Origin of the sequence: Aeromonas sp. FDAARGOS 1405, from assembly GCF_019048265.1 — a bacterium.
GTDB classification, from domain to species: domain Bacteria; phylum Pseudomonadota; class Gammaproteobacteria; order Enterobacterales; family Aeromonadaceae; genus Aeromonas; species Aeromonas veronii_A.
In genome coordinates, this window is record NZ_CP077311.1 from 4,261,784 (window position 1) to 4,286,802 (window position 25,019).

Sequence of the window (25,019 nt, forward strand, 5' to 3'; positions counted from 1 at the left end):
TGGCGAAGCTGTCAGCCAACCATCTGATTACGCCGAAAAAAACAGCATTTGAAACGCAGCATCCAGCCAAAGATCAATAATTTGAGCTAGCGCCCACTAAAGTGGATCCGGGGATGCTAGTTTGCATACATCTTTAGCGTAAGGAGTAAATCCATGATTGGGATCGACCAGGTTTCTAACGAATTCGTGAACGATTTGAAAATACTGGCATGCTTTGATCCGGCCAACATGAGCCTGGGGATTAAATTACGCAGCGATATGTCTGAAGAGTTGTGCCAGGCGGCAGCACGTCTGCATCAACAGGGGCTCATCAGCGCAGAAGATGGCGGCTATCTCACCCCGTTTGGCATGACCATGGTTGAACACCTGCAACATCTGCTGGTCGCACTCAAACCGCTTTGACCGGCTGTGGCGCCCAGAGTGAAAAGTTGAGTAGCTCCCAGCGTTCCCCTTGGTGAAGATGACAGGCAAACAGCAAAGGACCTTCGGGTCCTTTTACTTTGCCATCCACCAGCCACTCCCCCTCCCTTTCAGGTACCAGTCGCGCATTCACCTCATCGGGTTGCTGTGCAGTGCCCATCCGGACCTGGACAAATTGCTGGCAGATCACCTGCGCTTCCATCGCGGATTGAACCGCTACCGGCGCATCGGACGTCGGAGTCAAGGTGGCAGCAAGCAGGAGCGATAGCAGCATGATTCAGCACATGGGAGTCAGTAGCAGAAGCCAGATAAACAAAAAGCCGTGGCACCAGAGGTACCACGGCTTTCTTAAATTCTGTAAGAATTACAGAGCGGTTACGTTCTCAGCCTGCGGGCCTTTCTGACCTTGGGTCACAGAGAACTGTACGCGCTGACCTTCAGCCAGGGTACGGAAACCGTTACCTTGAATGGCGCTGAAGTGAACGAAAACGTCCGGGCCGTTTTCTTGCTGGATGAAGCCAAAACCTTTGGTTTCGTTGAAAAACTTAACGGTACCGGTGATCATGTTAGACATATCTTTTAAACCTGTATTCAAAATAATTACTTATGCTTTTCAGCGGGTAAAGCTCAAAAAACGGGATTAACTTATGAACAACAGGACAAGATGTGAAACATCGTATTCATTGACATAACTATCGCCCTTTCAAGCTGGTTTGGATTATACGTGGCTTTGTAGATTACGCAAACAAATTTGTGCCCTGCCAATGACAGGGCACAAACCGTTATAAGGTGGCTGCTTCCAACGCTTCCACCAGTGCTCTGAGAAAACGAGCAGCCTCCCCGCCAGTGCAGGCTCTGTGGTCAAATGTCATCGACAGCGGCAATGCCCTGACGGGACGCGCTTCACCGTGGATGAACACCACTTTTTCGAACAGTTTGCCTGCCCCTATGATGGCCACCTGCGGCGGCGTGACGATGGGGCTGGCATAACGGCCTGCGATGGCACCGAAGTTGGTGAGCGTAATGGTCGCCCCCTGCAACATCTCGCGCGGCACGGCGCGCGCCTTCACATCGGCGATCATCCGATCCAGCCCCTGCCGGATATCTGCCCCCTCCCGCTCGGCCACGTTCTCCATCACCGGCACATAGAGGCCATGCTTTGAATCCACTGCAATGGCTACATTGACCTCTTTAAACAGCCGCCGTGACAGGGTGTCGCCATCAAACCAGGCATTCATCGAGGGCTCGGCGCGGCACGCCACGCCAATGGCCTTGATAAGGCGCACAGTCACATCCTCATCAGGCCGCCAGTGACGCAAATCCACCTCGTCGGTGATGCTGACCGGCACCACAGTCTGATGAGAGAGCTCCATCGCCTTGGCCATGGCCCTGCGCGACCCTTTGAGGAATTCGTTGCCACTGCTCTGCTGGGCCTCGAATGCCTGCTGCACATCCAGCTCGGTCACCATGCCGCCGCTGCCACTTCCCTTGATCCGGTCGATTTCCAGACCCAGCTTCTGCGCCAGCAGGCGCACGGCAGGCATAGCTTGCACCAGCGATCCCCCCGGGGTAATGGCCCCTACCACAAAGTGATCCTCGATATGTTGCTGATGGGCGCTCACCTTGCCTACTACGGTCCCATCATCTTCGCCCCCCTCGAACTCCACCAGCGGCGCACCGATATGTAGGATATCTCCCTCGGCGCCGCAGAGACGGGCAATCACCCCGGCTACCGGAGAGGGTACATCCACCAGCGCCTTGGCCGTTTCCACCGACAACAGCACCTGATCGACCGCAACGGTATCACCGGCACTCACCTTCCATTCGACGATCTCGGCTTCGGCCAACCCTTCACCCAGATCCGGTAATTTGAAAAATTTCATAGCCACTGGTTCTCCATCAGCTGGTGAGCGGCATCGGCGATATCCTGCTCGGTGATGAGGTAATACGCTTCGTTGCGATAGTAGGGAACGGCGGCATCCACGCCGGTCAGCCGCTTGGGCGGCGCCTTGAGGCTGGGAAGCGCCAGCTCGGTCACCCGCGCCACAATTTCGGCCCCGACCCCGAAGCTGCCACACGCCTCGTGCACCACCAGCAAGCGACCGGTCTTGCGCACCGAGGTGAGGATGGTCTCCATATCCAGCGGCTTGATGGTGGCCAGATCCAGCACCTCGCACTGGATATCCTGCTCGGCCAGCAGGTTCGCCGCCCGCATCACCTCCTGGATGCAGGCCCCCCAGGCCACTACCGTGATATCCCGGCCCGGGCGCAGGGTGAAGCAGACATCCAGCGGCAGGCCGACACCGTCATCCACCACCTCGGATTTCATCGAGCGATAGATGCGGTCCGGTTCGAAAAACATCACGGGATCCGGATCGCGGATGGCCGAGAGCAGCAGGCCATAGGCGCGTCTCGGGCTGGAGGGGATAACCACCCGCAGCCCCGGAATATGGGCAAACAGCACCTCGACACTCTCGCTGTGATGTTCAGGCGAGTGAATGCCCGCACCATACGGGGAGCGATAGACGAGGGGACAGGAGAGGCGGCCACGGGTACGGTTTCGCATCCGCGCCGCCTGACAGATGATCTGCTCCATACCGGGGAAAATGAAACCCTGAAACTGGAACTCAGCCACCGGCTTGAGCCCCTGAGTGGCCATACCGACCGCCACCCCGGCGATCAGCCCCTCGGCCAGCGGCGTGTCGATCACCCGCTTAAAACCGAACTTGTCGCGCAGGCCAACGGTGGCGCGAAACACCCCGCCGTTGACCCCCACATCCTCGCCCAGTACCACCACATCCGGGTCGTGTTCCATCTCGTAGTGAAGGGCCATGTTGACCGCTTCCAGCAGACTGATCTCACTCATGGCCAACCTCCTGCTTCATCCCCTTGGCAATCACTCGCTCGCGCTGGGGCAATAGTTCGGCGGGCAGGCTGGCATAGTGGTAATCGAGCATCGCCTCCGGCGGCTGGGGCGCCATCGCCTCATAACGGGCAACCGCCTGTTCTACCTCTCGGGTAGCCTCCGCCAGCAGGCTCTGCTCCTGCTCTTCATCCCACCAGCCCTGGCTGTGCATAAACTGGCGCAGCCGCTTGACCGGCTCTTTCGCCCAGGCGGCCTCGACCTCGGCCCCATCGCGATAGCGAGTGGCATCGTCGGCCGTGGTGTGATCGCCGAGGCGATAACTGACCGCCTCGATCAGGGTCGGCCCCTTGCCGCTGCGAGCCCGTTCGACGGCACTGCGGGCGGCATCGTAGACCGCCACCACATCGTTGCCATCCACCTGCAGGCTGCGCACCCCTGCACCAATCCCCTTTTGGGCCAGCGTAGGAGCGCTCGATTGCAGCTTGCGTGGCACCGAGATGGCCCACTGGTTGTTGTTGACGATGATGACCATCGGCAGGTGCCAGACACCGGCGCAGTTCAGCCCCTCCAGAAAATCCCCCTTGGAGGTGCCACCGTCGCCGATAGTGACTACGGCGACACGCGGTTGATTACGCAGTTTGAAGGCTGAGGCAATACCGCAGGCGTGGGTGATCTGGGTAGCGATGGGGACGCAGATGGGGAGATCTTCTGAGGGAGTCCCATCGGGTTTGAGAAAATAACTGCCCCGCTCGTCACCACCCCAATATTGCAGGTTTTTCTCCATCGGCACGCCCCGCACATAGAGGGTGGGCATGTCCCGATAGTAGGGAACGTAGACATCCTGCGGCTGCATGGCCAGACCAATGCCAATCCCCACGGCTTCTGCGCCGAGATGGGAGGGAAAAGTACCGAGTTTGCCGGTTCGTTGCAGCGCAATCGCTTTTTTGTCATAGCTGCGCACCATCACCATATTGCGGTAGAAAGTGTGCAGTATCGCCTTGTCCAGCCAGGTCGGTAAGGTGGCGACCGGGCACCCTTCCGCATCGAGGTAACGAAGGAAAGGGATGTCGACATGGGTCATAACTGGCTCCTTGCCGTTGTAGGCGTCACCGATGCTGGTGACACTTAGATGTAAATACCTTGTTAAATAAAAAGCAAAGGGATTTACTCAGGTAAGACCAGTAGAAACTTCTTTAAAGTAGCGAAGGAGCTGAATTTTCGGCGATGAGCGGCAAGGTATGCCGTAAATGGTGCAACTTTGCAGTGCTGAACGCAGGATGCCAAATATTGAAAAGGGGAGCCTTGCTCCCCCTTCTGTTACTCAAGCCAGCGGTTACGCCAGCCAGTGTTGCAGCTGGCGGGCCATGCCAGCTGGCAGCAAGTGAGCGCGACTTAGCAAGCGGCTGCGCCAGGGCTCGGCCAGCAAGGTAGGGCAAATTCGCATCTCCCGTCCCCGGTCAGCCACGCGCACCAACCTGTCGATAAGAGTTTCCAGCGGCGGATACGCCGGCCAGTGAGGATAGAGATCGGCGGTCGCAATCCCGGCCAGATCGCACACTCGCTCCTCTTTCTCATCACCCTTCCCATCAACCATTGGCCAGGGGTGAAGCACCTGCAGCCAACCCGGTCTTGCCGCCTCCAGCAACTGACCCAGCGTCGGCTGAGCAAAGTGGGGATCTCCTGCGGCTTTGAGCAGATGGCGCGCCCCCGCCAGCACCACCACGCCGCGGGCGGGAAGTGCAAGAAGATAGTCGGCCAGCGCCTGATCCCGCCCCCTGTTGTGTTGCTGCCACCGCTCCGGGCTCATCTCCTGCCACTCGAATGAGGGCTCGCAGAGATGCACCCGCAGCCGCATATGTTCAGGGCGCGTCATATTGCTCTGGCGCAGAGCGGAAAAGAGAACCGGAAACTCGGGGGCCATCCAGGCAGGAAAGGCGCAGGAGTCAAGCCAGACTGGATAGAGCCGAGCCAGCGTCAGCGGCTCACCCTGCCAGCTCTCCTCCCCCGCCAACCAGGCATCGAGCAAGCCTTGATGGCTGCGGTTGCCGCATTCCAGCACCAGATCGGTCATGATTCCCCAGAGCGCAGGATCACAGAGCCAGGCGTGCAGGCGCCGGATAAAACCTGGGTGCCAGTGCGGCTCCCCCAGCCCTACCAACTTGCCCGCCTGCAAGGCTTCCCGGATGGCGGCAACAGGGGTCATTCGTCCCCCTCCTGCCGGATGTGCGGTTGTTGCCCGACCCCATAGACCCGCTCACAAATAAGGGCGCCGATCTTCGCCAGCCAGTCGGGATGCACCATCTCCTGATGCAGACAGGGGAAGCGCTCATAGCGGATCTCCCCTTTTGTCAGCGACTCCCAACCGCGTCCATCCAGCCAGGGCTGGCGGGAGGCTGACGCCTCGATAAAGATCACCTCCCCGTGGTAGCAGTAGTCGACCGGCTGACGGATTAGCCGGTTGTTGTGGCCCACCAGCTCAATCATCGCGCTCACCATCTGCTCGTCGAGCATGGCCAACGCACTCCCCTCTGCCCCCAGCCGGGCCACCACCTCGTCACGAGTAAGGGAATCGAGCGCATCGTCCGCAACCGCAATGCCTCCCATCCGCAGCAGCGCATCGAGCATCCGCTGCTCGTCGGGCAACGGCTGGGTCTGCCACTGCTGACAGGGATAGGCATCGAGCAGCAGCACCATGGCCACCTCTTGTCCCTGCTCTTGCAGCATGGCGGCCATCCGGTGCACCAGCATGCCCCCGAGGGACCAGCCGAGCAGCCAGTAGGGCCCCTCGCTCTGCTGACGGCGCAGCTCGGTCACATAGTCGAGTGCCAACTCGTCGAAGCTGGCGGGCAGCGGCGCATCCGGCTGACAGAGCACCCGCGCCTGCAGGGCATAGACGGCCATGTCGGCCGGCAGATGGGGCACCAGTGGCGCATAACACCAGCCGAGCCCCCCTGCGGGGTGGACGCAAAAGAGGGTGGGGCACGATGTGCCAGACTGCGCACCGGGCGCCCGCAAGGGCAACAGCATGGGCATGGCCTCCCGCTCGCCGCCAAGACGACGCGCCAGCTGGGCGGGGCTCGGCGCTTCGAACAGGCTAGCCAGAGTGAGACCCTGTCCTATTGATTCCTCAATACGCACCACCAACTGCGCCGCCAGCAGGGAGTGGCCGCCGAGGGCAAAGAAGTTATCGTCGGCGCCGACCCGCGCCAGCCCCAGTATCTCGGCGAAGAGGCGACAGAGCCGCTCCTCCAGCAGGTTTTTCGGTAATGTCTGACCGACCACTGACGCCATATCGGGCAGCGGCAACCCCTTGCGATACAGCTTGCCATTGGGGGTGAGCGGCAGCTCAGCCAGGTTTACCAGGAGCCCCGGCACCATGTAATCGGGCAAGGCGGCGCCAAGGGTGGGGACCAGCTCGGCCAGCGTCAACTCGCTGCTATCTGTGGCCACCACATAGGCCACCAGACGGCGATCGCCGGGGGCAAATTCGGGGGCCAGCACCACCGCCTGCGCCACCCGGGGATGGCGCAGCAGCACCTGCTCGATCTCCTCCAGTTCGATGCGTTGACCACGGATCTTCACCTGAAAATCGAGGCGCCCCAGATACTCGATGGCGCCATCCTCGCGCCAGGCGGCCAGATCGCCGCTGCGATAGAGCCGTCCCGCCCCGAAGGGATTGGCAATAAAGCGCTCGGCGGTGAGCTCGGGCTGACCAAAGTAGCCATCCGCCACCTGCACGCCGCCGATCCAGAGCTCCCCCGCCACACCGGGGGGCACCGGCTGCAACCAGGGGTCGAGAATGTGGATGCTGGTATTCCAGACCGGATAGCCGATGGGCACGCTGGTCACCGCCTCGTCTGCCCGGCAGGGGTACCAGGTGACATCCACCGCCGCCTCGGTCGGGCCATAGAGATTGTGCAGGGGGGCTGAAAATGTTCCATACCAGCGCTGCACCAGATCCGCGGGCAGCGCCTCGCCGGAGCAGAAGACCTGCCGCAGGGCGCGGCAACGGGCAGGCTCGGCTTGAGCGACGAAGATCTGCAGCATGGAGGGCACAAAGTGCAAGGTGGTGATCCCGGCCTGCTCAATCAGCTCGGCAAGGTAGGCGGGATCCTTGTGGCCACCCGGTTTGGCGAGCACCAGCCGCGCCCCGGTCATAAAGGGCCAGAAAAACTCCCAGATAGAGACATCGAAACCGGCCGGGGTCTTTTGCAGCACCCGATCCGCCGGGCCGATGGGATACATGTGCTGCATCCAGAGCAGCCGGTTGACGATGGCGCCATGGCTCACCACCACCCCTTTGGGCCGACCGGTCGAGCCGGAGGTGTAGATGATGTAGGCCGCATCTTCCGGCTTGGGGGCTGCCAGCTCACAAGGTGCTGTCGCCACCACGTCTATCGTCGCCAGCTGCTCTGCCACACCGGGGGCATCGAGGCAGACAAGTGGCGCGACCACATCGAGCGGCATCCGCAAGGTGCGACTGGTCAGCACCAGCGCAGGATCGCTGCTGGCGAGAATGTAGCCGATCCGCTCCGCCGGATAGTCCGGGTCAACGGGCACGTAGACCGCTCCCACCGCCATGATGGCCTGCTGGGCGAGAATCAGCTCGGGAGAGCGCGGGATCACCACCGCCACCCGACAACCGGGGCCCACGCCCCTCCCCGCCAGATAGCTGGCCAGCTGGCGGGTGCGCTGGCGCAGCTCGGCCACACTCCAGCCCTCGGCGCCACACTCCAGCACGATGGCGCTCTGCTCCGCCGCCGCCAGCCCCTCGGCCAGCAGTGCGCTCAGGGTAGTGGTCGACAGCGGATGGTCGGTCTGGTTCCAGCGCGCCAGCTCAGCCTGCTCACAGGGCTGCAACAGCGGCAAGCGCACCGCCAGGGTCTCGTCAGCCGCCTCACTCCAGGCCGCCAGATAGGCTACCAGTCGGGCCAGATGACGTTCACTCTCCTGTTGGCTGAAGCGCCCCTGATGTGCTTCGAGGGTCAGGGTCATCGCGCCAGCCTCCTCGGCAAAGTAGAAGGCGCACTCCTCCACCGGCCCCGCCGCCAGCACCTGCACCTCGCCACGAACCTGGTTGTGCCCTTCACCAAAGCTGAGGGTACGGGCAAAGGGCATCAAATTGACCTGAGGGCCAAACAGCGGCTGACCCGGCTGACGCTGTTGCAACCACTCCTGACGGCAGCCCTGATGACGGCGCAGGGCGGCAAATTGCCGCTCGACCTGTGCCAGCAACTCCCCTGCCCGGCTGGTGCCGCTCAGCTCGATGCGCAGGGGCACCACATTGACCTTCATACAGGGGGTATCGGCCGCCGCTGAGCCCAGCCGCCCCATCAGCGGAATACCCAGCACCACCTCGCCAGCGCCGCTCATCCGCTGCACATAGCTGGCCACCGCCGCCAGCAGCAGGCTATAGGGGTGACAGGCCGAGCGGCTCGCCCGTGCCACCAGTGCCTGCCACTGGCGGCCCACTAGCCGCTGCTCAAGACGATGTGTGGAGCCCGGCCCTTGCGACGGACGGCGGGAGAGCGACGCAGGATTCTCCACCCCGGCCAACTGCTGCACGAAGAAATCGCGATCCCGCGCGGCACGCGGCGAATCCAGATAGGCCGCCTCTTCGGCCAGCAACTCCTGCTGGGTCGCATAACGACAGGGGGCAGGCTGCTCACCCGCACAAAGCGCCTCATACCAATTTGCCACCCGCTGGCAGAGCAGGCTCAAGCCAAAACCATCGATGGCGATATGGTGCACGGCGATAAACCAGGCCCACTGCCCCTCGCCAAGGCGATAGAGCGTCGTGGCAAACAGCGGCCCCCCGGCCAGATTGAAGGGGACGGCCAGCTGCGCACGCATCTCGGCCTGCGCAGCGGCGAGCGGGTCGGCTTCGCTGCGCAGATCCCGCTCTGCCAGCTGCCAGCAGGCGGGGTTGGCCACCATCTGCGGGCCATCGGCAGTAGCCACAAAAGCGCAGTGCAGACCGGGGATCTCGTCGATGGTCTGGCGCACCGCGCGGGTGAAGTGATGGGGTGCCAGCGCCCCCTCCAGCAGCCAGTACTCGCCGGTATTGCAGGCGGGGCTCTGCGGGTATTTTTGCTGGGCAAACCAGATGCCCGCCTGAGCCGTGGTAAGCGGCCAGCGCGGCAGCTCACCACGCTGGTGGGTGGCGCGCATCGCCATTGTCTGTTCCATGGGAATGTCCTTGCGCAAACATCGAGCGAGCAGTGGCTTGCCCCTGCCCGCATGGCTGAAAAGCGAGGAGGCCAAGCCTCCTCCATAAAGAGAGTGTCACGCCTGCCAGATCGGCAGTGCGCTGGCTAAACCCCCAGGGTGGCACCGCCATCGACCACCAGATCCTGCAGGGTGATATGGCTAGCGGCATCGGAGGCGAGAAACAGCACGCAGGCAGCCACCTCGTCGGGGGTCCCAAGTTTGCCAAGGGGGATCCCCAGCTTGAACTGCCCGGGCAGGCCCGCGATGGTACGTATCTCCCCTTCGCGCTGTTCCCCCTCCTGCCACATGCCGTACAGCATCGGGGTACGGGTCGAGCCCGGCGACACCAGATTGCAGCGCACCCCATAGGGGGCAAGCTCCAACCCCGCCGTTTGGGTGAGGCTGGTCAGCGCCGCCTTGGAGGCGCCATAGATGCCCATCCCCACTCGCGGTACCCGACCGGCATTGGAGGAGACATTGACGATGGCGCCCCTGTGCCGTCCCTGAAACCAGGGGGTCAGGGCCCGCATCAGATAGAAGGGGGCGAAGGTGTTGATGGCGAAGGTGCGCTGCAAGAGGGCGTCATCCACCTCATCGAGCCTGCCGGTCGCCAGTACGCCCGCGACATTGACCAGCACATCGGGCCCCAGCCCCTCATCCAGCAGCGGTTCGCAGCAGCGGGTCACTGCCTCGCTGTCGCTGACATCGATCACCACCCTCTTCACGTTGCCGGGCAGTGCCTCGGCCAGTTGCAGATCGAACGCCACCACGCTGGCCCCTGCCTCGGCAAAAGTGCGCGCCACCGCATGGCCAATTCCCTGCGCCGCGCCGGTCACCCAGATGGTTCTGCCTTGCCACTCGCTCATGGGGTGCACTCCGGTTCGCTGACGTGATCTTCGTTGACCACCTGATAAGCCGTGGCCTGACTAACGTGAAGCTGACGGGAGAGGAGCCCCCACCAGTGAGCCAGGGTCGGCGTGCGGGCCAGCTCGGCCAGCTCCACCACCAGCCCCTGCTGACGCCACTCTTCCACCAGCCCCATCACCGCCAGCGAGTCGAGACCGTAGTCGAGCAAGTTGTCATCCTCGGTGGGCTGCTCCTGCTGCATCTCGGCGGGCAGCCGCACCAACACCTGAGCACGTAGCGACTCCCGAGTCAGGGGGCGTTTGCTGGCCGCCATCACCTCGGCCACGGTAATCACCCGACCGGCATTGCGGCTGACGTAGGAGAGCGCCAGCAGGTGATCCTCGCGGGAGAAGTCGGCGATGGCATCAGCCACCAGGAAAGGGCGAATATCGCGCATAAAAGCATCGACCGCCGTCTGCATCACCCCGATATGGCCGTAGATGCCGCAGATCACCAGCTGATCCCGCCCCCATTCGGCCATCAGCTCTGCCAGCGGAGAGCGGCAAAAAGCGCTGTAGCGCCACTTGGTCAACACCGTATCCTGCGGCTCTGGCGCCAGCGCCGAAACAATCGGCTGACGCTCCGGAGCTCGGGTCAACCCGGGCCCCCACATGTCATTGAGCAGCGCCCGATCTGCCTGACTCTGTTCGGCGGGCTGGGCGGTATAGACCACCGGCATACCGAGGGCACGCGCCTGACGGATCAGGGTGGCGATATGGTCGATGACCTCATTGATCAGCGGATTGTCCGGCCCGTAGAAGTCGACGAAATAGTGCTGCATATCGTGGACCAGCAAGGCGGCCCGGCCCGGTTCAAAGGGCCAGTTCACCCGCCCGGTGGGCAGCTCCTCTACGGTAGGCAGCGGATAGGCGGCGAGGGATTGAATGGTCATGCACACTCCTTGGCGAGCTGCTCGCGCAGCCTCTGTTTGTCTATCTTGCCGACCGGTGTGTGTGGCAGTTGCTCCACCAGCACCAGGCGATCGGGCAGTTTGTAATCGGCCACCCCCTGCTCGCGCAGGAAACGGCGCAAACGGGGCAGATTGAGGGGCTCGCGGCACATCAGAAAAGCGCAACTGCGCTCCCCGAGCATGGGATCGGGCATGGCGACCAGCGCCGCCTGCCGCACATCTGGATGGGTAATCAGCAACTCTTCAATCTCGAGGGCATCGATCTTCTCCCCACCCCGGTTGATCTGATCCTTGTTGCGCCCCACCACCATCAGATGACCACTGGGCAAGCAGCAGACCAGATCGCCGGTGCAGTAGAAACCGTCCCGGTCAAAAGCCCGCTGATTGTGGGCATCAGCCTTGAAGTAGCCACGAAAGGTATAAGGGCCGCGCGTCCAGAGCTCGCCGCACTCGCCATCGGGCAAGGGGTGCCCATCGCTATCCCGCACCTCCACCTCGTCGCCCGCGCTCATCGGGCAACCCTGGGTATTGACGATGTGCCACTGGTCATCCTCGATGCGGCTGTAATTGACCAGCCCCTCGGCCATGCCGAACACCTGCTGCAAGCGGCAGCCAAGGTGGCTCGCCACCGCCTCGGCGTGAGCCGGACTGAGGCGCGCACCTCCCACCTGCACACACTCCAGAGAGGTCTGCGGATAGTGGCTGGCCGCCTCCAGCCAGAGCGCCAGAGCCGGTGGCACCAGCGCAGCCCAATTGACCTGATGACGCTGTACCAACGGCAGACAGGTTGCCGCGGAAGGATCCTTTGCCAACACCACGCAGCCACCGGCATAAAACACCCCGAGTGCACCGGGGGAGCTCAGGGGAAAGTTGTGGGGCGCCGGCAGGGCACAGAGATAGATCACCCGATCATCCCAACCGCACACCGCCACGCTCTGGCGCACGCTATAGCCATAGTCATCGTGGGTACGGGGGATCAGTTTGGGGGTGCCGGTGCTGCCGCCGGAGAGCTGGAAAAAGGCGACCTGATCGGCCGGGGTTGGAGTTGGCTCAATGGCCGCCAGCGGCGAACCATCAGCACGAGCCATGGTTTCAGACTGACGCCATGCAAACCCAGACTGAAGGTCTGCGCCTTCAGTCTGCTCGAACAGCAGTGTCTGGCAAGAAGGCGATACGAGCTCATCAAGGGCCGCGAAGCTTCCCGCTTCACCGGCAAAGCCGGGATGGGAGGGGCTTAGTACCAGCAAGGCGGGCTCAATCTGGCGGGCAAAGGCCACCAGCTCGCGCCGCTGATGGCTGTAGAGGGCATGCACCGCCACTACTCCGCAGCGGATCAGGGCAAACCAGCAGATATAGAACTCGGCGCAGTTGGGCAACTGCACCAGCGCGGTATCGCCGTGGCCCAGCCCGCGCGCGGCCAGCCGCGCCGCCAGTGCATCGACCTCACGCTTTAACCGGCCATAACTGAGAGTGCGTTCACCGCAGATCAGAGCCGTGCGCTCGGGATAACGTTCGGCAGAGTCATCGAGCAGGGTGGTGAGCGGTTGTCCGCGCCACCACCCTTGCGCCCGGTAGTGGGCCGCCAGCTCGGCGGGCCAGGGGGTAAAGGGCACCAGCGGCTTCATGCAGTTACCTCCGGCTCCCGGCTCTCGAGGCCAAACGCCCGCAGCATGGTGCCGAGTTTGGCAGCGGTCTCTTGCCACTCTGCTTCCGGCGAAGAGCCCACCACCACCCCGGCGCCAGCATAGAGCCGCAGCTGTCTGCCGGCAAGCACGCCACAGCGAATGGTGACTACCCACTCGCCATTGCCGTCGGCATCCATCCAACCAACGGCGCCGCAGTAGAAGCGGCGATCGTACCCCTCAAGCCGGGCGATGGCCTGACGCGCTGCCGAGAGCGGCGTGCCGCACACCGCCGGTGTCGGGTGCAGTGCCAGCGCCAGAGCCAGCACGGGAGAGGGTTCATGGAGCCGTCCGGCGATGCGGGTCGAGAGGTGCCACATGGTAGGAGTGGCGATCACCTGCGGCTCCAGAGGGACGTCCAGCTCGCGGCAGAAGGGAGCGAGGGCCGCAGCGACTGCATCGGCCACCAGCGCATGTTCATAGCGATCCTTCTGCGCCCCCAGCAGTTCGGCACTGGCCGCCTGTTGATCGGAAAACGCGTGGCGCGGACGGGAGCCCGCCAGCGGATTGCTCACCACCGCCATCTCGCTGCGCGATACCAGCAGCTCGGGGCTCGCACCAAGCAGGGTCTCCCCCTCCGGCAGCGGGATCTGGAACACATAGGCGCCCGGATTCTGGGCCAACAGAGAGCCATAGGCGTGTGCGGGGGAGGTCTGCTCTGCGCTCTGCACATCGATGGCGCGCGACAGCACCACCTTCTCGAGCTGCCCCTCGCTGAACTGCTGCAGTGCCGCCCGCACCGCTCCCTGATAGTGGGCAGCGCCGGTCACTTCACTCACCTCACCACGAAGCTGACAACAGCGGGCGGGCAACAGCGCATCCCTTGCGACCCACTGCGATTGCGCCGAGATCACCAGATGCCAGGGGGATTGGGTATCAAAAGGGATGGCGCCGATGGCGATGGGATTGTCCATCCCCTGCTGGCGCAACTGACGCAGATGGGCGAGCAGCTTCTCCGGCGGGATGCCGGTAAAACTGTCGTGGATACCGGAGGCGACCAGTACCCTGTCACCGCTGGCAAAACAGCACACTTTATCCAGCCCGACCGCTGTGGCGGGCCACTCTCCTTCCAGTGCATGGTCACACATGACGGTGCTACTCCTTGGAATGAATCACTGCCTGACACGACTTAAGGTGAGTCATTTGACTCACCAGATATCAGAGTGAACGGCATCCTAACAAGGAGCGAAAAAACGATCAATACAAATGAGAATCAATTTCATTAACTTCTTTTTAGTCAAAAGCGGGTGACGAACGAAACTGAACTTCGCCGATAAAAAAGAGTTGCGATCGGAGCAAATTCAATTTGATAATGATAACGCTTATCATTTGTATGTTATGGAAGATGTAAATAATGAAATCCTCAACCTCCCGTTTTATTGCTCCCAGCCTACTGGCCACCACCATCGTCACTCTGCTGACCCAGCAAGCGATCGCCGCCAGCAACCCCCCTCAAGCCGATGAGGTGATCACCGTCACCACCACGGCGCACAATACTCGATCGGCACCTGCCTCTATCTCTGTCATCACGGCCGAACAGATCGCCGCCGCGCCAGTCAATGACCTTGCAGATCTGCTGCGCCACGAAGTGGGCATTCAGGCCGAGGCTGACACCAATGGCCGCAGCGATATCGGCATTCGCGGCATGTCCGGCAAGTACACCCTGGTGCTGGTGGATGGCAAACGCCTCTCCTCCTCCAATGCCCTGTGGCGCGGCGGCAACTTCGACAACACCCCGGTGCCCCTCGGCATGATCCAGCGGGTCGAGGTGATCCGTGGCCCCATGTCGGCACTTTACGGCTCCGATGCCATCGGTGGTGTCATCAACATCATCACCAAACAGCCGGGCAAAACCTGGCAAGGGGCGGCCGATGCCGACTTCAAGGCCATCGAAGGCAAGGATGGCGGCGATCAGCACAGAACCAACTTGGGCTTTACCGGCCCGCTGACCGACAACCTGCTGATCCGGATGAACGGCGAGGTGTATGACCGTCAAGCCTGGACCCCCACCGAAGCTGCTGACGGCATCCCCCTTATCGAAGCCAAACAGACCCGCAACTTCGCCTCCACCCTCAGCTGGCTGGTGGATGAGCAGCAGCGCTTCGAGCTGGATTACCTCTACAACCAGGATGAGCGGCCTCTCGATATCTTCCGCAAAACCGGCAACAAGGTGCATAGCCGCCAGCAGCAAAACGATCGCAACCTGTTTGGTCTGACCCACAAGGGGAACTGGAGTTGGGGTGACACCACCGTCATGGCCAACTACGAGACCTCCCAGATCGACGACTTCAACACCAGCTACTCTGCCCCGCAGCAGCGCGAACTGGAAGAGAACACCTTGACCCTCAAGGGCTACACCAACCTGGCGCTGGCCAACCACTACCTGACCCTGGGTGGTGAATATCTGGATCGGGAGCTGGTGGATGCGGTGAGCTACAAGGATATCGGCGGCAAAGAGAGTCACTCTCAGGAGGCGCTGTTCGCTCAGGACGAAATTGGCCTGACCGACAGCCTGACCTTCACGCTGGGCGGCCGTTACGATCACCACGAGATCTACGGCAGCCACTTCACCCCGCGCGGCTATCTGGTCTATGAGATGAACGATGTGGTGACCGTCAAGGGCGGGGTCAGCCAAGCCTTCAAGGCTCCGGCGCCGCACCAGTACTCCAACGGTTACAGCATCGAGAGCTGCGGCGGCAGCTGCCGCATCTATGGCAGCGACAAGGTCAAGCCGGAAACCAGCACCAACTACGAGCTGGGTGTCATCGCAGGAGAAGGGATCTGGGAGACCAGCGCCACCCTCTTCTACTCCGACATCGACGACATGCTCACCTTCAAGCAGTTGCCGAACTCCACTGACCGCACTTGGTACAACCTGGAGAAAGCCACCACCAAGGGGCTGGAGCTGACCGGCAAGCTCGATCTGACCGACGATATCAACCTTGGCGCCAACTACACCTACCTCAAGGCTGAAGGCGATCAGGGTCAGGCACTGCCCGAGCGGCCGGAGCACAAGGCCAATGCCAAGATCACCTGGCAGGCCACCGAGCGGGTAAATGCCTTTGTCGGCACCACCTACACCGGCCCCCAGTTTGCCGAGCAGACCGTCAACAAGGTTGTCGTACTGCACAAGCTGCCCAGCTATCAGACCTTCGATCTCGGCACCGGCTTCAAGGTCACCGAGAACTTTGACCTGCGACTGGGGATCAACAACCTGACCGACGTGCGCCTGCAAGAGAAAGACACCGTCTTCCAGAACGTCGAGCCGGGTCGCAGCTACTACGTCAGCGGCTCAGCCCGCTTCTAAGGTAGCCAAGGCCGATATAACAGAGCGCGGGCCCATGCCCGCGCTCTGTTAACCAAGAGAATAAGGGGAAGATCCCCACTGGACAGCAAAGAGCATGCAGATTTCCATTTGTCATCAGGATCGCTCATGTTCACCTCACTTCTGAATGCTTCACCCCTTGCCACCCTGCCCACCCCTGACGAGATGTTAAAGGCCAGACCCTGTCCGGCACGGCTCGCTCGCCAGATCGCACGCAGCCGCCAGCAAGCCCGCCATATTCTGCAGGGAGAGGATGATCGCCTGCTGCTGGTGATCGGCCCCTGCTCCATTCACGATCCGGCAGCCGCCCGCGACTATGGTGGCCGGCTCGCTGAACTACAGGGCCAATACGGGGAGCAGCTGCAACTGGTGATGCGTACCTATTTCGAAAAGCCGCGCACGACGCTCGGCTGGAAAGGATTTATCTTCGATCCCGACCTCGATGGCAGCGATCGGCTGGAAAAGGGCCTATCGCTGGCCCGGGAGTTACTTCTGGCCCTTGGACAGGAAGGGCTCGCCTGTGCCACCGAATTTCTCGATCTCACCAGCATGCTCTATCTGGGGGATCTCATCAGCTGGGGTGCCATCGGTGCCCGCACCACTGAATCCCAGCTCCACCGTCAGCTGGCCTCGGCCCTTCCCTGCCCCATCGGTTTTAAAAACGGTACCGACGGCAATATCCGGATCGCGGTAGAGGCGATCCTCGCCAGCCGAGCGGCCCACCTCTATACCCAGCCTTCCGGTGATGGCCAGCTGGCACTGGTGCGCAGCCATGGCAACCCCGACTGCCACCTGATCCTGCGCGGTGGCCGCCAACCCAACTATCAGAGCAATCATGTTACAGAGGCTGGCGACTTGCTGCGCCAACATCATCTGTCACCCCGGCTGATGATCGATTGCAGCCACGGCAACAGCCAGAAGCAGCATGCCCGCCAGCTGCTGGTTGCCCGTGACATTGCCGACCAGCTGGGGGCAGGTAGCCATGCCATCGCCGCCATCATGGTGGAAAGTTTTATCTGCGAAGGGCATCAGGAGATTGGCAGCAAACCGCTGCGCTACGGCCAGTCGATCACCGATAGCTGCATCGGCTGGGAACAGACAAGGCAGCTGCTCGATATGGTGGCAGAAGGGGTAGAGGTGCGCCGCCAGCAGCGGATCGCCCTGGCGGGATAAATAGCGGATTATTCATATAACGCAGAAAAGAGTGTGGCCCCGATGGGGCCACCTTGTTGTTCACTATCTGACACTCGTCAGGCGACTGACTCACGCTCAACCAGCTGGGCTTCAAATTTGAGCGCCAGGCCGTCCACCGGCTTGTGATCGAGCAGACGCAGCGCCAGCTCGGCAGCGCGGCTGCCCATCTCCTCGATGGGGTAGCGCACCGTGGTGAGCTTGGGATAGATGTAGCGGGCGTAGGGGATATCGTCGAACCCCACCACCGACACCTGCTGCGGGATCTTGTAACCCCGCTCCAGCAGACAAGAGATCGCCCCCGCCACCATACCGTCGTTGAAACCGAGCACGGCAGTGAACTCGACACCACGGGCCAGCAGTTCACTCATCGCCACATAGCCGCCATTTTCGTCGGCAAAGGCGCGGCTGACGAGAGCGGGATCAAAGGCGATCCCGGCTCTGGCTAGGGTCTGGGTGTAACCGGCCATCCGCTGCTGACCATCGACAAACTCTTCATCATCGGAGGTGATAAAGGCGATGTTGCGATGACCGGCATCCAGTAAATGCTGGCACGCAGTGGTGATCCCCGCCTTGTTGTCGAGCCAGACGCAGCGATCCTCAAAGCCCGGCACCTGACGGTTGATGAAAACGATGGGGGTAGAGCCAGCCGCCAGCTCACTCAGCTCCTTGTCCGGGAGCGCCTTGCTGTGGAGGATCAGCGCATCGCACTGGCGCTGCAGCAGCGCCTGAATGGCGTGACGCTCGCGGGCGATATCATGGTTGCCAGACATGACGATGGTGAACTTGTTGGCCTGATCGACCATGGTTTCGATGCCACGCATCATCTGGGCAAAGAAGGGGCCGCCGCAGAGGTCACCAACCAGCACGCCAATGCAGTTGGAACGCTTGCTGACCAGAGCCTGGGCAAAACTGTTGGGTCGAAAATTCAGTTCCTTCATGGCCGCCAGTACGGCCTCACGCTTTTCCGGTGCTACCTGTGCCGTGTTGTTGATAACCCGCGACACGGTGGAGATAGACACATTTGCCAGCTGAGAAACGTCTTTAATCGTTGCCACTATCCATTCCTTTATTGTGGGGGAACCTGTCGGTGCCGACGCCTGAGTATACCCTGCGGCCTGATGCAATTCCCGGAGCCAGGTCACCGGGCATGTTTCCTTTGGTAACAAAACCTTACCCGATGATACCCGTCGGCAGGGCAATTTGAAAACAGGGGCCGGCTGGCGGCCCCCGACTCAATAGGCGTGATTGAGCTCCCGCTCTGACATAAAGCGCAGCGGCTGCTGCAACTTGTGCTGATAGATGAGATCGAACGACAACACGTTTTGCACGTAGTTACGGGTCTCCTTGTAGGGGATGCTCTCGACCCACACGTCCATCGGTTTGTTGTCACTCTGCTCTCGCCAGCGTTTTACCCGTCCCGGCCCAGCATTGTAGGCGGCCGCCGCCAGGATCCGGTTGCCGTCATAGAGATCCAGCAAGCGCTTGAGATAGGCGCTCCCCAGACGAATATTCATGGTCGGATCAAACAGTTGCTGCTCGTTGCGATAGGGCACCCCCAGCTTGCCGGCGGTCTCTTTGGCAGTAGCGGGCATCAGCTGCATCAGACCGCGCGCCCCCACCGGCGACTGGGCCAGCGGATAGAGGGCACTCTCCTGACGGGAGATGGCATAGAGCAAACTGGTGTTCATGGTGCGCTCTTGCGCCATCTGGGAGAAGGTGCGTTTGAGCGGCAGCGGGAAGCGCAGGTCGAGAGCATCCCACGCTTCGGCGCGAATGCTGGCGAGAATGGCCAGCTCATGCCATCCCTGATTGAGGGCGATATGACCAAACTCGATGCGCTGGGCCACCGGATTGCGATCCATGTTGTGGATCCACTCCGAACGGGCCGCTGCAATTTCGTTCATCGACAATAGCTCGCGCACCCGCAACAGGAAGGGCCAGCGCTGGCTGGCCGTCCGCCAGTCCGGTACATGCTTGACGCTCTGGTTCTTGATGCGATAGGGCACACCGGTGCGCTGGGCCGCCATGAAACCGTAGAAACCACGCAGGTTGGCAGTCTCCAGATAGAGATCCCGCGCCGGTTTTTGCTGCCCCTGCACCTCAAGGGAGCGCGCCATCCAGTAGCGCCAGCGATCCTCTTTCTGACGGGCCATCGGCATCATCTTCACCCAGCCGGAGAGGCCACGCCAATCCTGCTCCCAGATGGCCAGTCGCGCCCGCAGCTCGGTAATGTCGGGATCCGCCAGCTTTTTCACCGTGCTGTCGACCCAGCTGCGCTGGGCAATGGAGCGATCCAGCAGCAGGCGGCGGGCAATGGCACGTTCTACCGGTTTCACCTCGGCCTGGGTCAGGCCGAAACGGCTGCGAAACAGCGCAAGCTGGCGCAGCACCGACTCCGGCTCATGATTGGCGTAGCGAGTCAAACCGAGGGAGAGCAGCTTGCGAGAATAGGGGTTATTGCTGAAATAGGCCGGGTTCATCGCCTTTGCGGGCTGTTCGAACAGGGTCACCATCTGATCGCCATAGCTTTGCAAGCCGCTACCCAGGGTCGCGCCAAGGTGGCGGATCAGGTTGGGGTTTTCCGCCTCGAACGCCAGCGTCATCCGCTGCCAGATCTTCTCCTGGGTACGCTGACCGGATGCCTGCCACAGCTGGAACAGCGGGGAGCAGGCATCGGGGCGCGATTGACCGCTCATCCAGATCTTGCCCGCCCCCTGCAACGCCTCTTTCGGCTTGCCGGTATAATAGAGCGCCTGATAGTGCATGCAGAGCAGGTCGGTGGAGCTCGGCTTGGCCGGATAGAAGCGCAGGAACTGCGACCACTGCTGGCTCTGGGCCAGATAGGTCAGATAACTGCGCTCCAGCCGGTTGGACTGGGGGGTATCCCCATGCTGGCGGATAAAGCGGGTCACATCGTTGTAATCGGCCGCCCCCGGACGAAAGGCGAGCTGATAGTAATCGAGGTAAGGGAGCAGGGGGTAGTGGGTCAAACGGGCACGAATTTGCTGGAAACGGGCCTGATCATTGGCCCGTACGGCATCATACGCCTGACGGTAGAGCGTCTGGTCGGCAGTCTGTGCCATCAGCGTCGGCACGAACAGCGCCGACAAAACAATTCCCCATACAGCTTTCACTGAGCATCTCCATTGAGGGCAATACACCGCCTGATGGCGGCGGGTCTACTGCCACTCATTCTACCCGTTGCCGGGCAGTGCTACAGCGGGGAGAAGGGACTATTTTTCTGCATCGCTCATCTGCATTTCGCGTAGCTGTTCCGGTCTGGTCAGACGCTGTACATATTTCTCCAGATAGGGCACCGGCAGCGGTTTGGAGGCGAGATAGCCCTGATAGAAGCTGCACCCCTGAGCCTTGAGAAACTCCAGTTGCTGACGGGACTCCACCCCTTCCGCCGTGACGTTGAACCCCATATGTCGCGCCATGGCGATCACCGCCTCAACGATGGCCATGTTGTCACCATCTTTCGGGATGTCCTGAATGAAGGAGCGGTCGATCTTGAGCTCATCGGCAGGCAGCCGCTTGAGGTAGCTCAGGGAGGAGTAGCCGGCACCAAAATCGTCGATGGCAAAGCTGATGCCGAGTCCCTTGAGCTCGGTCATCTTGCTGATGGTGTCCTCGGCATGACCCAGTACCACGGATTCGGTGATCTCCAGATTGAGGCAGGCCGGATCCATGCCGGTTTGCGCCAGCACATCATGGATCCGCTCGACAAAATCGGTGGCGTGGAACTGCTTGGCGCTCACGTTGACCGAGATCTGCGGAATGTGGATACCATTCTCTTCCCACAGCACATACTGGGCGCAGGCCTCATAAAGCACCCAGTTGCCGATGTCGACAATCAGGTCCGTCTCCTCGGCGATGGGAATAAACTCGGCTGGCGAGACCAGCGAGCGACCGGCAGGTTGCCAGCGGATCAACGCCTCGACACCAATGATGTCACCGCCGTCCACCATGTGCTGCGGCTGATAGTAAAGGGTCAGCTCCTGCTGACTGAGGGCGTTGCGCAATTCGTTGTGAATAAGCAGACGGCGATCCGCCTGTTGCTGCATCGAGGCATCGAAGAAACGACGGGTCTTGCGACCAGCGGACTTGGCCTGATACATGGCAGTATCTGCCTGCTTGAGCAGATCATCGACCCCCTGCTCCCGATCCGGAAACAGGGTGATACCGACGCTGGCGCCGATGTGCAGCACCTGACCTGCATAGGTATAAGGAGCGGCAATCTCGGTGATGAGACGCTCGGCAATGATATCGGCCTGCATCTCTGCCTGGGGCGGGCTGGCAGAGAGCGATGGCAGCAGCAGTACAAACTCGTCACCGCCGAGACGCGCCAGGCAATCCCCTTGCCGCACCAGCCGTTTGAGACGGGCGGCGACCTCTTTGAGCAGCCAGTCACCGGTGGCGTGGCCGAGGGAGTCGTTGATGGTCTTGAAGTGATCGAGATCGATAAAGAGCAGCGCGCCAATCAGGCCGTTTCGGATCGCCTCATTGAACGTCTGTACCAGGGTTTCATGCAATTGACGACGATTGGGCAACCCGGTCAGCTCGTCGTAATAAGCGAGATCCTGAATGCGTCGCTCGGCCGCCTTGCGCTCGGAGATATCCTCGAAGCAGATGACAAAGTGGCTGATCACCCCTTTTTCATCCTGCACCGGCGTCACTATCTCCCACTGGGGGTAGGTGTGACCATCGGCATGACGACGCAGAGTTTCTCCCTGCCAGCGGTTGAGAGGGTTGAGCTCGTAGCCCAGCCCTCCAAGATTGGGCCAGAGATCCTCTTCCAGCTGCAGACCCAGTACGGAGTGGCTGTCAAAACCGGTGATCTGGCTGAAGGCGTTGTTGACCCGCAGGATCTTGAACCCCGGATCCGTGATGATGATCCCTTCGTGGGTCTCGAATGCAACGGCAGAGAGGCGCATCTGGGCATCGGATTGCAGTCGCTCCAGCTCGGCTACCATCCGTACCGAGAAGGTATTGAGCACCGAGGTGAGGTTGCTGGTATCTGCCGGGGCCGAATAGAGCAGCGCCAGATGGCCCAGAAGTTGGCTTCTGGCATCAAATAGCGGCTGACCATAATAAGTCTGCCCGGCCGCCAGCCAGGGTTGATACTCCTGCGACTCGTCAATCACCTCGAAACAGATGGCCCCTTGCTTGTAGAGCTCCTGACAGGGGGAGCCCGCCAGCGGGTAGTCTTTAAGCGTCAGCCCGTCGGCAGCCAGCACTTTGACCCGGTCGGCACCGCACAACTCCCCCACCCAGACCGCATCCACCTTGAGGATATGGGCCAGCTGGCTGACCAGGGTATTGAAGAAATCGAGCCCGGTGCGGGCAGAGAGCGCCTGCGCCAACTGGGTGAGCAGGGTGGTTTGCAGCAACGGCAAAGAGAGGTTGAGAGAGGATACTGCACTGTTGGCGGTATCAAGAGGGGCCAGCCAGCCACAGCAGATCTGCTGGGTGGGCACAAACTGGCCGCTCCAGAGCACATGGTTGAGCTGCCCCTGATCATCTTTCAGATGACCGATGAACTGTTCAGGCAGATGTGATTCATGAAGCCGGACAAGAAAGTCGGCAAAGCCTGCCTCATCTTCCGGTAACAGGCGAGCGGCCCAGGGATGATTGCCCTCCCCTTGCCACTGCTGGTAGGCCCCCTGATCAGAGAGACTCCACTGATCATGTTGCCGATCGAAAAACCACATGACTTGCGTGGCCTGCTGCTTCATTTACCACTCCAACACAACAACCAACCACGTTTGATGTCCAATCAGGCATAGCAACGCCCCCTGCATCCGCTCATCAGATCAGAGGTTGCGAGGAAAGAGTACAAACATGCGATATCAAGCAGTGGAAACCGGACATGAGGTCGACACGAAGTGCTGCCAAGAAGGGACAGAAACGATCCTATTCCCGTCATACTGCCTGCCAGTTTCATGGAGCTCAAGCTGTTTTTGGCACGAAACCGGAAAAGATCACAATTTATAAGTTGCTGAATAGCCAAGGGAAGGTTATGTGACATGGATCACATTTCAATCTTTACCAATGAGTAATCTGAAGGTGAAGACACAAGCAAGACGACCCGAAGGGGGCCAATATGAAAATCGAAATTACCAGCAAAATCATCGACATCACCCCGGCTATCCGCGAGCGCATCGAATCCCGTTTTGAAAAGCTCGAACGTCTTCAGGTGCCTCTCATCACACCCCATGTGATTGTTTCCAAAGAGCGTCTGATGTTCACTGTCGAAGCCAGTGCTGGCATCCCCAACGGCAAACTGTTTGCCCAGGCAGAGCATGAGGATCTCTACGCCGCCATCAACGAACTGGGGCAAAAACTGGAGCGCCAACTCAACCGTCACACCGAAAAGCCGATTGCCCGTCGTGCCAATGCCGCGCTCAAAGAGCAGCCGCAACCGGATGAAGCTGACGCTTGATAGCATGCCGCAAGGCTAAAAATTCTAAAGAGCATAAAGGCGGGGTTACCCGCCTTTTTGTTGCCTGTGATTTGCCGACAAGCATCGCGTTACACCAGTGAACAGGCGCCATCAACTGAGCCAGTGCAACCGGGTATCCACCCCCTCTTGCAAACGATCGAGGATCGGCAGCAATACCAGCGGATCCTCCTGCCTCGGCACATCGGCCAGCTTTCCTTGCAACCGCTCCCGCGCCAGCGGTGACAGGTTATCGTAGACAGCCTCATCGAGCAGCGGCTGTTTGACCGCCAGCGGCGGTGTTTGCAGCGCCAGCCAGAGCCGCACATCCACCATGCTTCCCCCCTGCTGCAGCCGCTCATTGATGGCACTGCAGTCACTCCCCGCCCCTTCCGCCACCAGCACCTCTGCCGGTCTCAGATCAAAGTGCAGACGCCAGTCACGGCTCTGGGAAGTGGCCGCCGGTTTGGCATCAAACCAGGGCTGCTCCTCCACCGCGTCGGTCAGCAGGGCCAGATGCAACCGGAAATCCGCCCGATCGCCATGCTGCAGGTCACGGTTGAGGCGCTGCCCCAACTGGCCCTCATCGACGAGCAGGTGATTACGGATTGAACTGGGCAGCATGAGATAACTCTCGAAAATGGCGATTTCACTGGTTATCGGCCACAAATGCAATTCTTTTAATGGAAAAATCCTGCTTGGGGGTTCACAAAACCGGAAGATCTGTTAGTATGCGCCTCGCACTTGTGGAGGGGTTCCCGAGCGGCCAAAGGGATCAGACTGTAAATCTGACGGCTCTGCCTTCGAAGGTTCGAATCCTTCTCCCTCCACCATTTCAAGTGCGAGAATTTGAAAGCAATACCCCGTGGAGGGGTTCCCGAGCGGCCAAAGGGATCAGACTGTAAATCTGACGGCTCTGCCTTCGAAGGTTCGAATCCTTCTCCCTCCACCATCATTCAGAAAACCCGGCCTGGTGCCGGGTTTTCGCATTTATGGCCCGCCGCAATCCATTCTCCGTCTGCCCTCCAGTCCCTTATCGCCAGTGCCTGCAGCCGATTGCGCAA

At 60.9% G+C, this 25,019-nt stretch carries 19 protein-coding genes and 2 tRNA genes; 6 read left to right on the forward strand and 15 right to left on the reverse strand.

Going from position 1 to position 25,019, the window contains the following annotated elements:
- The first annotated feature begins 153 nt into the window (after positions 1–153).
- On the forward strand, positions 154–402 hold the full coding sequence (locus I6L35_RS19500; RefSeq protein ID WP_005334209.1) for a TIGR02647 family protein: 249 nt from the start codon (positions 154–156) through the stop codon (positions 400–402).
- Here the strand turns inward: I6L35_RS19500 and I6L35_RS19505 are convergent.
- From I6L35_RS19505 to I6L35_RS19555, 11 genes are all read right to left on the reverse strand, one after another.
- Complete coding sequence (locus I6L35_RS19505) at positions 389–694, reverse strand: hypothetical protein (RefSeq protein ID WP_216979083.1); 306 nt, start codon at positions 692–694, stop codon at positions 389–391. The two genes, I6L35_RS19500 and I6L35_RS19505, sit on opposite strands and share 14 nt — an antisense overlap.
- A gap of 90 nt (positions 695–784) precedes the next feature.
- The gene (locus I6L35_RS19510) at positions 785–994 is read right to left on the reverse strand and encodes a cold-shock protein (protein ID WP_005302803.1); all 210 of its coding nucleotides are present in this window, start codon (positions 992–994) and stop codon (positions 785–787) included.
- A 208-nt stretch (positions 995–1,202) separates the two neighbouring features.
- Complete coding sequence (locus I6L35_RS19515; protein ID WP_216979084.1) at positions 1,203–2,303, reverse strand: dihydrolipoamide acetyltransferase family protein; 1,101 nt, start codon at positions 2,301–2,303, stop codon at positions 1,203–1,205.
- On the reverse strand, positions 2,300–3,286 hold the full coding sequence (locus I6L35_RS19520) for an alpha-ketoacid dehydrogenase subunit beta (protein ID WP_216979085.1): 987 nt from the start codon (positions 3,284–3,286) through the stop codon (positions 2,300–2,302). Before I6L35_RS19520 ends, I6L35_RS19515 begins: the two co-directional genes overlap by 4 nt.
- Entirely contained in the window at positions 3,279–4,367 is a 1,089-nt protein-coding gene (gene pdhA / locus I6L35_RS19525) for a pyruvate dehydrogenase (acetyl-transferring) E1 component subunit alpha (protein ID WP_021231078.1), read from the reverse strand. The genes I6L35_RS19520 and pdhA overlap by 8 nt, the downstream gene beginning before the upstream one ends.
- 252 nt (positions 4,368–4,619) lie before the next feature.
- Positions 4,620–5,489 (reverse strand): hypothetical protein, encoded by an 870-nt coding sequence (locus tag I6L35_RS19530; RefSeq protein ID WP_216979086.1) that lies wholly within the window; start codon positions 5,487–5,489, stop codon positions 4,620–4,622.
- Complete coding sequence (locus I6L35_RS19535) at positions 5,486–9,475, reverse strand: non-ribosomal peptide synthetase (protein ID WP_216979087.1); 3,990 nt, start codon at positions 9,473–9,475, stop codon at positions 5,486–5,488. Before I6L35_RS19535 ends, I6L35_RS19530 begins: the two co-directional genes overlap by 4 nt.
- 125 nt (positions 9,476–9,600) lie before the next feature.
- Positions 9,601–10,362, reverse strand: a complete 762-nt coding sequence (gene dhbA / locus I6L35_RS19540) for a 2,3-dihydro-2,3-dihydroxybenzoate dehydrogenase (RefSeq protein WP_216979088.1) — start codon at positions 10,360–10,362, stop codon at positions 9,601–9,603.
- Positions 10,359–11,294: an isochorismatase family protein gene (locus I6L35_RS19545; protein WP_216979089.1), complete on the reverse strand. Its 936-nt coding sequence runs from the start codon at positions 11,292–11,294 to the stop codon at positions 10,359–10,361. Before I6L35_RS19545 ends, dhbA begins: the two co-directional genes overlap by 4 nt.
- The gene (locus I6L35_RS19550) at positions 11,291–12,937 is read right to left on the reverse strand and encodes a (2,3-dihydroxybenzoyl)adenylate synthase (protein ID WP_216979090.1); all 1,647 of its coding nucleotides are present in this window, start codon (positions 12,935–12,937) and stop codon (positions 11,291–11,293) included. Before I6L35_RS19550 ends, I6L35_RS19545 begins: the two co-directional genes overlap by 4 nt.
- Positions 12,934–14,082, reverse strand: a complete 1,149-nt coding sequence (locus I6L35_RS19555) for an isochorismate synthase MenF (protein ID WP_216979091.1) — start codon at positions 14,080–14,082, stop codon at positions 12,934–12,936. The genes I6L35_RS19550 and I6L35_RS19555 overlap by 4 nt, the downstream gene beginning before the upstream one ends.
- A gap of 266 nt (positions 14,083–14,348) precedes the next feature.
- Here I6L35_RS19555 and I6L35_RS19560 point away from each other — a divergent pair, with 266 nt between their 5' ends.
- On the forward strand, positions 14,349–16,301 hold the full coding sequence (locus I6L35_RS19560) for a TonB-dependent receptor (protein ID WP_216979092.1): 1,953 nt from the start codon (positions 14,349–14,351) through the stop codon (positions 16,299–16,301).
- 126 nt (positions 16,302–16,427) lie between these two features.
- Positions 16,428–17,492, forward strand: coding sequence for a 3-deoxy-7-phosphoheptulonate synthase (locus tag I6L35_RS19565; RefSeq protein ID WP_216979093.1), 1,065 nt, complete (start codon positions 16,428–16,430; stop codon positions 17,490–17,492).
- A gap of 77 nt (positions 17,493–17,569) precedes the next feature.
- On the opposite strand, the gene I6L35_RS19570 is transcribed toward I6L35_RS19565, so the two are convergent.
- The 3 genes from I6L35_RS19570 to I6L35_RS19580 form a co-directional block, all read right to left on the reverse strand.
- Positions 17,570–18,568, reverse strand: coding sequence for a LacI family DNA-binding transcriptional regulator (locus I6L35_RS19570; RefSeq protein WP_216979094.1), 999 nt, complete (start codon positions 18,566–18,568; stop codon positions 17,570–17,572).
- Positions 18,569–18,745: 177 nt separating this feature from the next.
- On the reverse strand, positions 18,746–20,647 hold the full coding sequence (locus I6L35_RS19575; RefSeq protein WP_216979095.1) for a transglycosylase SLT domain-containing protein: 1,902 nt from the start codon (positions 20,645–20,647) through the stop codon (positions 18,746–18,748).
- Between the two features lie 99 nt (positions 20,648–20,746).
- Positions 20,747–23,251 (reverse strand): bifunctional diguanylate cyclase/phosphodiesterase, encoded by a 2,505-nt coding sequence (locus I6L35_RS19580; protein ID WP_216979096.1) that lies wholly within the window; start codon positions 23,249–23,251, stop codon positions 20,747–20,749.
- A gap of 368 nt (positions 23,252–23,619) precedes the next feature.
- Between I6L35_RS19580 and raiA the strand changes: the two genes are divergently transcribed.
- Positions 23,620–23,958, forward strand: coding sequence for a ribosome-associated translation inhibitor RaiA (raiA, locus tag I6L35_RS19585; RefSeq protein WP_005334257.1), 339 nt, complete (start codon positions 23,620–23,622; stop codon positions 23,956–23,958).
- Positions 23,959–24,069: 111 nt separating this feature from the next.
- On the opposite strand, the gene I6L35_RS19590 is transcribed toward raiA, so the two are convergent.
- Complete coding sequence (locus I6L35_RS19590) at positions 24,070–24,579, reverse strand: VC2046/SO_2500 family protein (protein WP_216979097.1); 510 nt, start codon at positions 24,577–24,579, stop codon at positions 24,070–24,072.
- A 124-nt stretch (positions 24,580–24,703) separates the two neighbouring features.
- On the opposite strand from I6L35_RS19590, the gene I6L35_RS19595 reads away from it, so the two are divergent.
- Positions 24,704–24,788 (forward strand) — tRNA-Tyr (locus I6L35_RS19595).
- Positions 24,789–24,822: 34 nt separating this feature from the next.
- Positions 24,823–24,907 (forward strand) — tRNA-Tyr (locus I6L35_RS19600).
- Positions 24,908–25,019 lie beyond the last annotated feature (112 nt).

Excerpts from the sequence above, each read along its gene's own strand:
- I6L35_RS19500 (WP_005334209.1), top strand. The coding sequence starts at position 154 with ATGATTGGGATCGACCAGGTTTCTAACGAATTCGTGAACGATTTGAAA.
- I6L35_RS19505 (WP_216979083.1), bottom strand. The coding sequence starts at position 694 with ATGCTGCTATCGCTCCTGCTTGCTGCCACCTTGACTCCGACGTCCGAT.
- I6L35_RS19510 (WP_005302803.1), bottom strand. The coding sequence starts at position 994 with ATGTCTAACATGATCACCGGTACCGTTAAGTTTTTCAACGAAACCAAA.
- I6L35_RS19515 (WP_216979084.1), bottom strand. The coding sequence starts at position 2,303 with ATGAAATTTTTCAAATTACCGGATCTGGGTGAAGGGTTGGCCGAAGCC.
- I6L35_RS19520 (WP_216979085.1), bottom strand. The coding sequence starts at position 3,286 with ATGAGTGAGATCAGTCTGCTGGAAGCGGTCAACATGGCCCTTCACTAC.
- pdhA (WP_021231078.1), bottom strand. The coding sequence starts at position 4,367 with ATGACCCATGTCGACATCCCTTTCCTTCGTTACCTCGATGCGGAAGGG.
- I6L35_RS19530 (WP_216979086.1), bottom strand. The coding sequence starts at position 5,489 with ATGACCCCTGTTGCCGCCATCCGGGAAGCCTTGCAGGCGGGCAAGTTG.
- I6L35_RS19535 (WP_216979087.1), bottom strand. The coding sequence starts at position 9,475 with ATGGAACAGACAATGGCGATGCGCGCCACCCACCAGCGTGGTGAGCTG.
- dhbA (WP_216979088.1), bottom strand. The coding sequence starts at position 10,362 with ATGAGCGAGTGGCAAGGCAGAACCATCTGGGTGACCGGCGCGGCGCAG.
- I6L35_RS19545 (WP_216979089.1), bottom strand. The coding sequence starts at position 11,294 with ATGACCATTCAATCCCTCGCCGCCTATCCGCTGCCTACCGTAGAGGAG.
- I6L35_RS19550 (WP_216979090.1), bottom strand. The coding sequence starts at position 12,937 with ATGAAGCCGCTGGTGCCCTTTACCCCCTGGCCCGCCGAGCTGGCGGCC.
- I6L35_RS19555 (WP_216979091.1), bottom strand. The coding sequence starts at position 14,082 with ATGTGTGACCATGCACTGGAAGGAGAGTGGCCCGCCACAGCGGTCGGG.
- I6L35_RS19560 (WP_216979092.1), top strand. The coding sequence starts at position 14,349 with ATGAAATCCTCAACCTCCCGTTTTATTGCTCCCAGCCTACTGGCCACC.
- I6L35_RS19565 (WP_216979093.1), top strand. The coding sequence starts at position 16,428 with ATGTTCACCTCACTTCTGAATGCTTCACCCCTTGCCACCCTGCCCACC.
- I6L35_RS19580 (WP_216979096.1), bottom strand. The coding sequence starts at position 23,251 with ATGAAGCAGCAGGCCACGCAAGTCATGTGGTTTTTCGATCGGCAACAT.
- raiA (WP_005334257.1), top strand. The coding sequence starts at position 23,620 with ATGAAAATCGAAATTACCAGCAAAATCATCGACATCACCCCGGCTATC.
- I6L35_RS19590 (WP_216979097.1), bottom strand. The coding sequence starts at position 24,579 with ATGCTGCCCAGTTCAATCCGTAATCACCTGCTCGTCGATGAGGGCCAG.